General features: G+C 41.9%; 9 protein-coding genes. 8 read left to right on the top strand and 1 reads right to left on the bottom strand.

All coding sequences use genetic code 11. The features are described 5' to 3' along the window. The first annotated feature begins 3 nt into the window (after positions 1-3). Positions 4-135: a hypothetical protein gene (locus tag AC6H04_RS02620; RefSeq protein WP_497570225.1), complete on the top strand. Its 132-nt coding sequence runs from the start codon at positions 4-6 to the stop codon at positions 133-135. Between the two features lie 103 nt (positions 136-238). Here AC6H04_RS02620 and AC6H04_RS02615 read toward each other — a convergent pair whose 3' ends face one another. Then, positions 239-1,582: an MFS transporter gene (locus AC6H04_RS02615; RefSeq protein WP_497570224.1), complete on the bottom strand. Its 1,344-nt coding sequence runs from the start codon at positions 1,580-1,582 to the stop codon at positions 239-241. Positions 1,583-1,780: 198 nt separating this feature from the next. On the opposite strand from AC6H04_RS02615, the gene AC6H04_RS02610 reads away from it, so the two are divergent. From AC6H04_RS02610 to AC6H04_RS02580, 7 genes are all read left to right on the top strand, one after another. Next, entirely contained in the window at positions 1,781-3,175 is a 1,395-nt protein-coding gene (locus AC6H04_RS02610; RefSeq protein WP_497570223.1) for an AcpB/EbpR/MafR family transcriptional regulator, read from the top strand. 192 nt (positions 3,176-3,367) lie between these two features. Continuing rightward, on the top strand, positions 3,368-4,123 hold the full coding sequence (locus AC6H04_RS02605; protein WP_497570222.1) for an isocitrate lyase/phosphoenolpyruvate mutase family protein: 756 nt from the start codon (positions 3,368-3,370) through the stop codon (positions 4,121-4,123). A 3-nt stretch (positions 4,124-4,126) separates the two neighbouring features. Further along, entirely contained in the window at positions 4,127-5,020 is an 894-nt protein-coding gene (locus AC6H04_RS02600) for an isocitrate lyase/PEP mutase family protein (protein WP_098826078.1), read from the top strand. A 168-nt stretch (positions 5,021-5,188) separates the two neighbouring features. Further along, positions 5,189-5,842 (top strand): ArsR/SmtB family transcription factor, encoded by a 654-nt coding sequence (locus AC6H04_RS02595; protein ID WP_497570221.1) that lies wholly within the window; start codon positions 5,189-5,191, stop codon positions 5,840-5,842. 453 nt (positions 5,843-6,295) lie between these two features. Next, positions 6,296-7,633 (top strand): dihydrolipoyl dehydrogenase family protein, encoded by a 1,338-nt coding sequence (locus tag AC6H04_RS02590; protein WP_497570220.1) that lies wholly within the window; start codon positions 6,296-6,298, stop codon positions 7,631-7,633. Between the two features lie 227 nt (positions 7,634-7,860). Next, positions 7,861-10,539 (top strand): BspA family leucine-rich repeat surface protein, encoded by a 2,679-nt coding sequence (locus AC6H04_RS02585; protein WP_497570219.1) that lies wholly within the window; start codon positions 7,861-7,863, stop codon positions 10,537-10,539. A gap of 209 nt (positions 10,540-10,748) precedes the next feature. Beyond that, the gene (locus AC6H04_RS02580) at positions 10,749-12,968 is read left to right on the top strand and encodes a glycoside hydrolase family 3 C-terminal domain-containing protein (RefSeq protein ID WP_497570218.1); all 2,220 of its coding nucleotides are present in this window, start codon (positions 10,749-10,751) and stop codon (positions 12,966-12,968) included. The last annotated feature ends 68 nt before the right edge of the window (positions 12,969-13,036 follow it).

Here is a 13,036-nt window from a genome sequence, read left to right as displayed (position 1 = left end):
ACCATGCTCAAATTAAGTGAAGATGCTGAAAGTTGTGCAGGCTGTTTAAGTGGTTGTATTACTGGGACGGTTATGTTTATCATTGCGATTGCAGTCATTTTTATTTGCGTTGCAACGATCATCGGACAGTTCTAGGATGGCACAAAAATACCCCCAAAGCGGGAAATAACTTTGGAGGTACGTGTTTATAGATTATATCATTAATCTGGGTTTTAAAGTTCAATTTTCAAATGAGTAACTAGTTAATTCGCTTACCCGTTGTTTCTGGACCGAATACTGCAGCAATCACAGCCGCAACAGCCGCAACCCCGGCGATGAGATAGATAACGGCGCTGGCATCAGCAACCTGCAGTAAAGTAACGACGACGTAGGGCATACCGAAGTTGGCAAGTTTAGCTAAACCGTTTGCGGTACCAGCACCTCTGAAACGATATTTGGTAGAAAACAATTCAGTAATGTATACACCGATAATGGTAGCATTCAAAATGTAGAAGCAGATGGTTAACAAGAAACCAGTGACGATCACGGCTGTTCCATTTGTTAAGTGTCCGTAAATAATACCCAAAACGACGACCATGCTGAAGGCGAGGATAATGTTGAGCCTGCGCCCGATTCGTTCAACAAGTACTGAGCCAATAAAAGCGCCAATTGGAGCGCCAACCATCATGATGGTTGTGTAAACGAGAGAGTTGGTTGCTGTTACACCTTGACTAACTAACAGGGTAGGTACCCAGGAAGTGAAGGTATACTGACAAACCATCGCAGCCATTGCCAGACTAATAGCAACGAAAGTATTGCGGGCCAAGTGTTGATCTGTGCCGTTATTGTTCTTTTTGGCACTGTGATATTCAAGCGGCTGTTTTTTTTCGGCCTTCATTTCTGAGAAAAGCATATTGATGGTTTCGGCTGCTTCATCGTATTTTTGATGCTGAATGTCCCAGCGAGGAGATTCAGGCAAATCGTGTCTGAAGTAACTGAAGACCATTGCCAAGGCGCCGCTGATGAAAAACATGCCACGCCAAGAAAAGTGTGGAATAATGAATAGACATAGCAACATTGCGACTGGCGCGCCAATATTTGCAAGGCAAGATGCTAACGTACACCATTTACCCCGCGATGCAATTGGTGCAAACTCGTTGATGATTGAAAAGCTGGTGACCATTTCGGCACCGAGACCAATTTCAGCAATAAAACGAGTAATGATCAAAAAGATCATATTAGGGGAGAACGCACCAATAAAAGTGGCAAGTCCAAAAAGAAGTAAGTTCCATTGAAAAGCTTTCATTCTACCTTTTGAATCACCAATAACACCAGCAAATATAGAGCCTAAAAATAGGCCAAGGAATCCGGCAGATAAGAAGATTGAATTTTGCACAGAAGTTGAAAAACCACTGGATGTAAAATTACCTAAGGTACCACTGGCTAGATAAATGTCCATGGCATCTAAAAACAGACCAATAGCTGAAAGCCTGAAGATTCGTCGAAAAGTTTTTGTCGCTTGAACCGTATTCATACTATGTATCAGTGTTGCAGCTGTATCATCTTGCGGTACAGCGATTGCAGAAGCTATGTTATCAGACATGATAATTCCTCCAAAATAGAAATAGTTTGCGTGACTGGTTGAATTATTATGTCATAAATATGAATGATGTTAATTTCGTATTGAAATTGAGACCAATAATGAAGCATAAGTTTTGTAATTGACAAGATACAGTATATAAGCTTATTTTAATAATTACAAGGATAATTTAATCGTTTTATCATATAAGGAGACTTAAAAATGCAACCATTCATGGTTCGGGATACAATCAATGTTAAATTGATTCGGTATCTGGATAATCATCCTGGCAGTAATCGAATTCTTAGTATCGCGCATGATTTAGGCGTTGATCGTCACACCGTAACAACTCATCTAGACGAGTTAGAGGAATTGATTAAAAATAATTTTAAGTCAACTGATTTATCGTTGCTTGTCAATGTTGATGGGATTGAACTACAGCGCAGTGCTGCAGTGAACCTAGATCGTATCCTGTCTTTTTTAACGAAGGAATCATTAATGACTAAACTGATCCGCTCAACCTTTGATCGTACTGCTGATTCACTTGGAGATTTTTCGGAAAAATATTTTAGTAGCCTCTCAACCGCCAAACGGCACGTGAGAAAAATGCAAGAACACCTTGCTATGTATGGCCTGCGGTATTCGCCCGCAACGAATATCTTGGTCGGCCCAGAAGCCATGATTCGGTTGTGCTACTATCGAGTTTACTGGGAAACTTATTCCCGATTTGAATGGCCGTTTGAACATGTGGATCAACAGACGGTTGTTCAACAAATTAATCAGTGGGCGGATAAAATTGGAATAAATCTGGACAATATTACGCAACAGCAACTGAGTTATTGGTTTGTGATTTGTCAGCAACGGCAACAAGTAAATGCTTTTGTAAAACTGCCAGCAGTCGTAACGCAGGCTACTTTCAATCATAAGGAAATAGCTGATTTACCGGGTATTTTTGATAATCAGTATCCAGATGAAAATACTTTTTTTGATTATTGTCTGCTCTTTTTTACCCATTGCCTGAAACCAGAAGCATTGGTGACGACTGGCGCCATTAATGACGGGAGTGTTTTAGCTCTTGATGAACTCCAGAAGCAATTTGGCTCTCTTAATAATGAGACTGAAAAATTGAAATTAACCAGTTCGTTGAATGTTTTACATACTTATACGATGATTTTTACGGTGGGCGGTTTGCTCTTAGACCGCGCCAGTATCGCAGATGAACTGGTTACTGAACGGCCATGGGTCATTAAAGCAGTGACCCATTTATTATTGAATTTAAAAGCAACAGGGAATCCAGTGTTTAACAACTTAACGTATCTGTCAGCTCAATATGTCACGGTGGTTTTGACGTACTTTGATACGACGGTCTTGAACCCAACTTTAAGGGTTCGATTGGCGATTGATGCTACACCCAGCTATCGTGAATGGTTGTTTAAACAGGTGCACGACCATCTTAATGGGAAATCCAACGTTGTTTTGGTTGGTGACGATGAACCGTATGATCTCATAATCACTAATTTTGCGATTAAAACGACTCAAACTGCAAAGCCCGTTATCGTTATTAATACTCCAATCACGAAGCAGGATTGGCTTCATCTACAACAATTCTCACTCTAGGTCATTTTTTTACCCGTTAAAGGTAAAAGAGTGACCTTTCTTGTTTATTAAATTGCGATTATCATTTTAATCAATTATTCATCAAGCGTGATTGGTTGAATGATTGTAATTGACATTGACGTTTCTGGCATCAGAATTACACGGTTAAAGCCGTGCAATACATATAAATTAATTTGGGAGGCACATTATTAAATGACATTAAAAGAGGTATTTAATCAAAAATCAGTAACCACCGTAATTGGGACGATGGATGCCCAATCAACCAATACAGTAGAGAAAAATGGTTTTAATGCGGCATACTTCAATGGTTACGACGTGGTACGGGCTCAACTTGGCGCAACGAACGAAGGATTAATTTCACCTTCAGAGTTATCGGCTGAGTTAAGACATGTGAAAGAACATGGCAATTTTCCAGTCATTGTTGACGCGCAATCTGGTTTTGGTAATCAGTTAACCACCTACTATGTGGTTCAAGATTTGGAACGTTCAGGTGCAGCGGGCATTGTTTTAAATGACCAAATTTTTCCAGCTCATACAGCCCAAAATGAAGTCACGATGATCGAATTTAGTGATTTTGTTGCCAAGTTAAAAGCTGCCAAAGCTGCTTTTGATAACGAGAAAACAATGTTGTTTGCTGAGTTAGATGGCGTACAAGATTACCAAACTGATGGTTTACGCAAACGAATTCAATACATACAGGAGAATCATTTAGCTGATTTTGTACTCGTGGGTCATGTTACTCAAGATCAGTATTCAGCAGTGGCTGATTTGACAGATACCGCATCGTTCGGTTTAGTCGTTAATACTGTTAGAGACCATTTTGCTTCAAATGAAGATTTAGCTAATCGCGGGTTTAGTGCACTGTTTTACACCGGCGTACTGTCGACTGCTAGACAATCGGCCGAGGAACAAGCAACACAGCAATTTTTGGCAAAGGCGGAGGTATAAATTATGAATAAGGCAGCGAGAATGCGTAAAGCTTTCAAAGATATGTGTTTTAGTGGTGATTTAGTTAACATGGTTGTTGCTCCCAATGCGTTGAGTGCGAAGATTGCTGAGAAAACAGGTTTTAAGGCCATTTTTCAGGCAGGCTACGCAACTTCAGCTGATCGCTTAGCACAGCCAGATCGTGGGATTGCAGATTTTGGTTTGATGAGCGATAGCGCACGGGAGATTATTAATGCCGTAAATATTCCCGTTTTCATTGATGCTGATACGGGTTACGGTGATGAGCAAAATATCGAACGTCTCGTTCACGTTTACGAAAATATGGGTGCTGCTGGGCTCTTTATTGAAGATCAGACTTGGCCAAAACGTTGCGGCCACATGGATGGCAAGACGATTATTTCTGAAGAAGCCATGGTCAGCAAGATTCAAGCGGCTGTTAATGCACGACAACATGATGATTTTCTCATTATGTCACGAACGGATGCTTATGCAGTGACGGGGTTACAGAGTGCAATTGACCGCTCACGTCATTATCATGAAGCTGGTGCGGATTTGGTCTTTGTTGAAGCACCAAAGACCAAGGATGATTTGCAAAAAGTAGCCGATAGTTTCCCTGACGTACCAGTGATGGCTAACATGATTGAAAATGGTAAAACGCCACTGCTTTCAAATGAAGAAATTCATGAAATGGGCTTCACCATTGCTATTCATCCTAATGTGCTGGTATATACAACAACGTATTCAACCGAAAAACTACTACGTGACATGGTTGAACTTGGTACAACGGAACGTCAAATTGATAAGATGGTTACTTTCCCACAATTTAATCACTTCATTGGGCTAGACGATGTCAATGCATTGGAAGAGAAATTTGCGACGGCTCCGATAGAACTGTAATAGATGCATTAGCGACTGGTTTTCTGTATTGGAAAATTAGCCGCTTTTTTGGTTAATAGAACCTAGAAATAAACGTTAACGGATGCGATATTTAGCCCTTATCGAATTAAGTATGCTATTCTATTCTAGTAGTTCACAAGATTACTGCTAAAATGGGAGGCCCGTTCGTTGGAAAATCCATCAGTTAACTATAAAGACGAATTATACAATTCATTAGCGCAACTAAGTCGAGGCATCGCCAGTAATCGGCGTTTAGAAATTCTGGATTTGCTGACGCAGGCTTCGAAGTCGGTTGAAGAGATCTCTAAAGAAACCGGGATGAGTATTGCTAATACATCGCGCCACCTTCAAGTTTTAAAAGACAGTCATTTAGTTAAAACAACCAGACTGGGTAATCGCATTATCTATCGGTTAGCTTCTTCACAAATAAGTGACTTGATTCGATTACTGATTAATATTGGTGAAAATTCAATGTCTGAGATGCAACACATCGAGCAACAGGCCGATCATATTCCAGATGTTAAAACGGTATCCTTAACAGAAGCTCAAAGAATGCAAAAGGAGACTTTTCTGCTGGATGTTCGCCCTCAGGATGAATTCTCTGAAAACCATGTTGAGGGTGCGGTTAATATTCCCCTAGATCAATTACCTGATTCCTTGAGTTGTCTGCCAAAGGATCAACGAATCATCGTCTACTGTCGGGGGCGTTTGTGTGTGAATGCTAATTCAGCAGCTCAAATTTTGAATCGTGCGGGTTTTGATGCTTATAGCCTGAATAGAAGTGTTTTAGATTGGCAACATATGAATCAAATTGAAGATTAGCGGGTTCTGGGAGAAGCTGTGACAAAACTCGGTAGATTCCAGAATTTAATGTGAATAATGCCTATTCCGCGATTTTTGCGGAGTAGGCATTATTTACGTTAAATGACCGGAATCTGAGTTTTGTCACGTAATTAGGCTATGTTGACGTATAGAGCCGAAGTACAGTGATCACTATTTATGACTCAAAATTGATTGGAATACTTGCCAATATAGACTTATGACACAGTCACAACCGGACCTTTTTTGTTCGAAATTTGCACTTACTAAAAGTATGTGATAGTATTCAACTATTCAATTAAGTTATTGAATAGATATCAACTTGACGCTTCCAGTTAAATATTAGTCCTATTCTGGGGTTGAAAATGAATGCGCGAATAAGTAATGTCCGCTGATAAACAGCGAGGAATACGTCACTAACAAACTCAAAAATACTTTTAGCAGGAGAACATTAATATGAATGATTATAATTATGTGGTTATCGGTAGTGGGCCATCAGTCTTTCGCTTTTTACCAGGCATGCAAGGCAGTAAACAACGAATTCTAGTCGTGGAAGCAAACGATTTTGGTGGCATTTGCCCTAACGCTGGTTGCGAACCAAAAATCTTTTTTGAAGGCGCTAGTAAAATTTCATTGCTTTCACAAAAATTAACTGGAAGAGGGATGGCTAACCCTGCAAAGATAAACTGGACGCAGTTAGTTCAGGAAAAGAAAAACGTGTTTGCGCCTGTTCCTGACAACATACGACAGTTGTTTGAACAACAAGGCAACGATACGATTCAAGGGGCAGCAAGCTTCGTTGACAACCACACGATTAAGGTCAATGATAAGCTCATTACTAGTGATCATTTTGTGATTGCTACCGGTCTTAAACCACGTTCACTAGAGATTCCTGGCAACGAGTATTTACTGACAAGCAACGATGTTTTTAACATGGAAGAGTTGCCGGAATCTGTTGCCATCATCGGTGGCGGATATATTGCGATGGAAATTGCCTCACTGCTATCGGTTGCTGGCGCCCACGTCACCATTCTTTTACGTTCTGATCGAGCATTGCGGGCCTTTGATAAGCATCACGTTGACATGGTTATGGATGAAATGAAGGACTCATTAGGTGTTGATTTTCAATATCAAACTGAAGTTCAAGAGATTCGTCACGAGGATGCTCAATTTCAAGTTACGACAAATGATGGCCGTCATTTAGAATTCGACAAGGTGATTAATGCCAGTGGGCGTGTTCCAAATGTTGATACACTGCATTTAGAGAATACGGATGTAAAAGTTGATAAGACGGGTATCGTTGTCAACACGCATCTGCAAACTTCTGCTTCTAATATCTATGCAATGGGTGATGTCATTAAGAAAGAAGTGCCTGGTTTAACTTCGACGGCTCAATTCGAAGGTGAATATCTGAGTCGTTATTTGCGTGGACATCAATCTGAAGGCATTCATTATCCAGTGATTGGGACGGTTGCTTTCACATTCCCACAAATTGCTGAAGCAGGTGTTAATATGGACCAAGCACGTGAAGATCCTGCTTTGACGGTAAAAGACCTTGAAATTGCCCAAGGGGACTACTTTTATACGGGAACAGCTGACGATAAGGCCCATCTTTCATTAGTATATGATCAGCAAAATAAGATTGTTGGTGCGTCAGAAGTGAGTCAGACTGCTGTTGATGATATTAACGCGTTAATTCCAGTTATCGCATTAGATGTTGATCCGGCTGTTTGGCAAGAAAAAATGATTTTGATTTTCCCATCGTTAGCGTATAAGTTACGTAGTTTAGTGTAACCAGAGTGCAGTCATGAGTACATGAAGTATTTACAAGCATATGGCCTATCGAAAAATCTAATTTGATTTTTCAATAGGCTTTTTTGGCGATTATTCGTGGTTTTAGATTAAAGAGTTAGAAATAACCTATTTTTGTAATTTTAAGTGGTGTACATCCCCGAATTACGTTAGAATGTAAATGAATTAAGAGTGTGGCAGGTACAAATGATTAAGGGGGTTTACTTTTTATGAAGGCGAAAATTGAGAAGGCGAGTAGTAAATTAATGCGGGACGCGGGGGAAACTTCAGTTCATAAGAAACTATATAAATGTGGCAAGCAGTGGCTCATTACTAGTGCAGCCATCACAGTTTTTGGCTTTTCGATGCTGGGAGTGGGGCTAACAGCACAAGCTGATACAGCAGCTAGTTCGAATCAAAGCGAGACGGCTCAAGTGGGGTTGCAAAACAAAACTGACAATTCCACCGGTACTGCTTCTAATGCAGCAACAAGTCTTAATTTTGTATCAGGAACAAAGGCTAATGTGGAAAAAGGTGTCAGTACCAGTGAAATCACACCTGAAACGGATCAATCTGCAAACCAGTCTGACGTCCAGGAGACTACTGCCAATCAGACTACCGAAACAGAGACTAACGATCGTGCTGTTAACCCAAAGGGCGACAGTGACTCTGCTGATGCTTCAACTAAAAGTCAGCATGTACAAGTCACTAGTTTGGGTAATGCAAAAGATGATGTCGTTGCAGCCGCAAAGTTAGAGGCAGAAGCTCAGTATGAAAAGACGGAGCAAGCTCAGGTGATTACTTTAACGGATGCCAGTGAAGCGCCCATCACAGGCGTAAGCGGCACCGCTCCTTGGACAATCGAGAATGGTATGTTGACTATTTCCAGTGGCGATATCGATGGGTCAGGAACACTCTGGAGTTCGGATGTTAACGAACCTACCGCAATCTCTTCAGCGATTACCTCAGTTAGAATTGCACCAAACGCAACGGTCACTGTGAGTGGCAAAGGGGCAGTGTATTTATTTAGTGAAATGCCAAATGTTAAAACGATTGATCTAACCGGTTTGGACACTAGCGCCGCTACAAGTATGAAATCAATGTTTGAAGATGATGAAAACTTAACTTCGATTACTTTTGGTGATAAATTTGACACGAGTAACGTCACTTCTATGAAATGGATGTTTGCGGAAACCCCCAATTTAACTAATCTTAAAGCTGTTGAGAATTTTGATACGTCAAAAGTAACCGATATGTATGGTATGTTTGAAAAAACTGGGGTGAAAACACTGAATCTCAGTCACTATGATACTAGCAACGTGACAACTATGGGATTTATGTTTCGTGGTGACGGAAAGCTGACGTCACTTGACCTCAGTAGCTTTGACACTATTCATGTTAACAACTTTTCAGACATGTTTAGCGATGATACAGCTCTTCCAATCCTCGATATTTCCAACTTCAATATGAAAAATGCCGTTACGCAACCAAGCGACCGTGACCCATTTCCATATGCTGGTGAAATGTTTAATAATACGCCTAATTTATGGAAGCTCACGGTTGGACCAAATGTGGTTTTGACGAATTCTTTCTTGGCTGAGGCACCTGGTAATAATAAACCGCTTCCTGGCAGTTCAACGGCTGTCAATTACAATAATAACTGGCAAATCGTCGGTGATGGCAGTGATTATGCACCAGCTGGGGTTGAGGAGAATGCTGCCACAGTGATGGCGGATTATCCTGCCACAGGATCTAATAAGGGGACGCAGACCTATGTTTGGGCACAAAAAGTACCTGAACAGAAAATTGTTAACACCTATACAGTCGTTAATGCAATGACCGGCCAGCCAATTTCACCTAGTGAAGTCATTAAAATTGAAGGTAAAAATGGTGATCCAATCACCATCAACAATACACTCAATACAATTACTATTAACGAAACCACAATGACGTTTCCAACTAATTTTTACTATGCAACCGTGGCAGAATTAAAAGGCGATCAAAAGCAACCAAGCACCTCAGTCTTCGGAAAAAACGATCAATCGAAGAATATTTATGTCATTGAGGCGATTCCTGCAGAGCCAGTCATAGTTAAAACGGCGGTTCCAGAGGCAATATCGATGCCAGCAATCATCAAGACGGCAGTTCCAGAGGCCGTATCGATGCCAGCAATCATCAAGACGGCGGTTCCAGAGGCCGTATCGATGCCAGCAATCATCAAGACGGCGGTTCCAGAGGCCGTATCGATGCCAGCAATCATCAAGACGGCAGTTCCAGAGGCAATATCGAAGCCAGCAATCATCAAGACGGCAGTTCCAGAGGCAATATCGAAGCCAGCAATCATCAAGACGGCGGTTCCAGAGGCCGTATCGATGCCAGCAATCATCAAGGCGGCGGTTCCAGAGGCGATATCGATGCCAGCGATCATCAAGGCAGCAGTTCCAGAGGCAGTATCGATGCCACCAATCACTAAAACAGCTGTTCCAACGCCACTGTACACGACTACAACCAACAACACAGGCGTCGTACCAACGCCACCAGACACGCCAACGACTGACAAAACAGTAGTGCCAACACCACCAGAGAACACTCCGGAAACACCAACGTCAACTACTGAAACAGAACATGGGATGGTGCCAAATGAGCCGACAACGTCAAAACAACAAGGCAATCAAACGACTATTGAATCCGATGTGGATAAGTCAAAGGCTCAGGAAACGACTGCAGTTGCAAAAGCCAGTTTACACGCGGATAATCGGCAAACGGTTACTCGTACACAAAATGCTCAAAAACTACCACAAACAAATGAGTCATCTCATCCGTTGATGGTATTGGTTGGTTTGAGTATGTTGGGCATGTTCGGTTCCTTCTTGTTAGCATTCAGTAAAAAGAAGCGTCATGATGAATAGTGTTGATTTGAAACAAGTAAGTCCTAAATGAAAGTACAGGTCAATGATACCCTCAAAGGCATATTTAACTTTGGGGGTGTTTTTTTGCCTTCACGATGTGCGGTTAGTTGTCCGAAAAAACAATTCGCTATTGAAGCGTGATTGAAATACTTCTATTATTAATTATTAGATAGATTATAGTAGAGTAATCTTCAAAGGAGAATTGATATATGTCAGCAAGATTTGATTTAACGTTTGTTCAAGGATTAACCGTACAAGAAAAAGCCGAGTTAGTCAGTGGTAAAAACTTTTGGTTTACTGCTGAAAATAAGGATAAACAAATACCTAAAATGATGATGACGGATGGCCCATCTGGTTTACGAAAGCAGGCTAGCAGCGCGGATGCTTTAGGGCTTAACCAAAGTGTTGAAGCAGTTTGTTTTCCAAGTTCCGCGTTAACCGCTAGTTCGTTTGACGTAGAGATGCTGTATCAGTTGGGTAAGAACCTAGGAACGGCCGCACGTGCTGAAAATGTAAGCGTTCTTTTAGGACCGGGTGTCAATATGAAGCGGTCACCACTGGCTGGACGGAACTTTGAATATTTTTCGGAAGATCCTTATTTAGCCGGTGAACTTGCTAGCGCGTATGTTAACGGTGTTCAAAGCGAGGGTGTTGGCGTTAGTGTGAAGCACTTTGCCGCTAATAACCGTGAAAATCAGCGGTTTACGTCCAGTTCTAATATGGATGAACGGACGCTGCGTGAAATCTATTTGACGGCGTTTGAAAAGATCGTCAAGCAGGCACAACCCGCTACCTTAATGTGTTCGTATAATTCGATCAATGGCACCTTGAACTCACAGAATTACCGTTTACTCACTGAAATTTTGCGGAATGAGTGGGGATTTGAAGGATTAGTCATGTCTGATTGGGGAGCTGTTGCCGACAATATTGCGGCGCTGAAGGCAGGACTTGATTTGGAAATGCCTGGCAACGGTGATTATTCGGTTAACCGGATCGTGGCAGCTGTCCATGATGGTGAATTGGAAGAAGCTAAGCTGGATACAGCGGCCTTACGGGTATTGCGGATGGTTGAAAAATTCCATATTAACGCGAAAAAGGCTGATAAGTACGATAAAGCGCAACAACACGTTTTTGCCAAGCAGGCTGCTGAAGATAGCATGGTACTGTTGAAGAACGATACGGCTGCGCTGCCACTCAACGCTAATGATGCCGTTGCAGTTATCGGCGAGCTTGCAGAAAAGCCGAGATATCAAGGTGGTGGTAGTTCACACGTGAACGCCTATAAACTCACCACACCGTTATCAGTTGCACAGAAGAGTGACTACGATGTGACATATGCGCAAGGCTACACGTTAACTGATAGTGCAGCGAATACTCAGCTGGCTGATCAGGCACTAGCACTGGCAAAGCAGGCTGATAAGGTGGTTATTTTTGCTGGAGTCCCTGAACAATTGGAGTCAGAGGGATTTGATAAGGAGTCAATGGCCTTACCGGAGAATCAAAATGATCTGATTCAGCAAATCATTAAGGTTAACAAGCACGTTATCGTGGTGTTGCAAAATGGTTCCGCCGTGTCGATGCCTTGGCGAGATAACGTTCAAGCTATCTTGGAAACGTATCTTGCAGGTGAAGCAGTGGGTGAAGCTACTTGGTCGGTGTTAACGGGTGAGGCTAATCCTTCCGGCAAATTAGCGGAGACCTTCCCTGAAAAGATTGAAGATACGCCGGCATTCGGAACGTTCAATGCTAGTCCCGAGGCCGAAAACTATCATGAGGGGATCTTTATGGGTTACCGATACTATGATCTGAAACATCAACAGGTGAATTTCCCATTTGGTCACGGATTAAGTTACACGACCTTTGAGTACAGTGATTTAAAGATTACGCCGGAGGATGACCGGGTCAACGTTACTGTGAAAGTCACCAATACTGGTGCCGTGGCTGGTAAAGAAACGGTTCAAGTTTACGTTCAAAATCAAGCGAGTTCAGTGGAAACGCCGGTGCAGGAACTGAAAGCCTTCAAGAAGGTCGCTTTGAAACCGGCAGAAAGTCAGCTGGTTACTGTGACGTTGAATCGGCGGAGTTTTGCTTGGTATGATACGGCCAATGCTGGCTGGCGCGTTGATAATGGTCACTATTGTATTAAAGTCGGGGCTTCATCACGAGATATCCGTTTGAGTCAAATCATTGACGTGAAACTGGGCACTGACAAGTCAACTGCAATTACTGAAAATACGTATCTCAATGAAGTGATTGGTCGAGATGACTTAAAGCCCGCGTTGGAACAGTCCGGACTGGATGTCGTGTTAGATAACGTGGCTTCTGGTAGCGATAGCGAATTGCTGGCTAACATGCCATTGAGAGCGATTGTGATGTTAGGTGCCTCGATTGATCAAATGCATCAGTTCGTGACATTGGCTAATCAATGATGTTGTTCGTGCGTTAAAGTGTTAGAAAATTAATGTCGGAAACCAATTCAGTTACGGTTGGTTTCTTT

The sequence above is a fragment of the Secundilactobacillus sp. MJ173 genome (genome assembly GCF_059704265.1).
This window is presented reverse-complemented; position numbering and strand designations above follow the sequence as displayed.

Bases quoted from the DNA above. Each gene is read 5' to 3' on its own strand.
- AC6H04_RS02605 (WP_497570222.1), top strand. From the start codon at position 3,368: ATGACATTAAAAGAGGTATTTAATCAAAAATCAGTAACCACCGTAATT.
- AC6H04_RS02600 (WP_098826078.1), top strand. From the start codon at position 4,127: ATGAATAAGGCAGCGAGAATGCGTAAAGCTTTCAAAGATATGTGTTTT.
- AC6H04_RS02590 (WP_497570220.1), top strand. From the start codon at position 6,296: ATGAATGATTATAATTATGTGGTTATCGGTAGTGGGCCATCAGTCTTT.
- AC6H04_RS02620 (WP_497570225.1), top strand. From the start codon at position 4: ATGCTCAAATTAAGTGAAGATGCTGAAAGTTGTGCAGGCTGTTTAAGT.
- AC6H04_RS02615 (WP_497570224.1), bottom strand. From the start codon at position 1,582: ATGTCTGATAACATAGCTTCTGCAATCGCTGTACCGCAAGATGATACA.
- AC6H04_RS02580 (WP_497570218.1), top strand. From the start codon at position 10,749: ATGTCAGCAAGATTTGATTTAACGTTTGTTCAAGGATTAACCGTACAA.
- AC6H04_RS02585 (WP_497570219.1), top strand. From the start codon at position 7,861: ATGAAGGCGAAAATTGAGAAGGCGAGTAGTAAATTAATGCGGGACGCG.
- AC6H04_RS02610 (WP_497570223.1), top strand. From the start codon at position 1,781: ATGCAACCATTCATGGTTCGGGATACAATCAATGTTAAATTGATTCGG.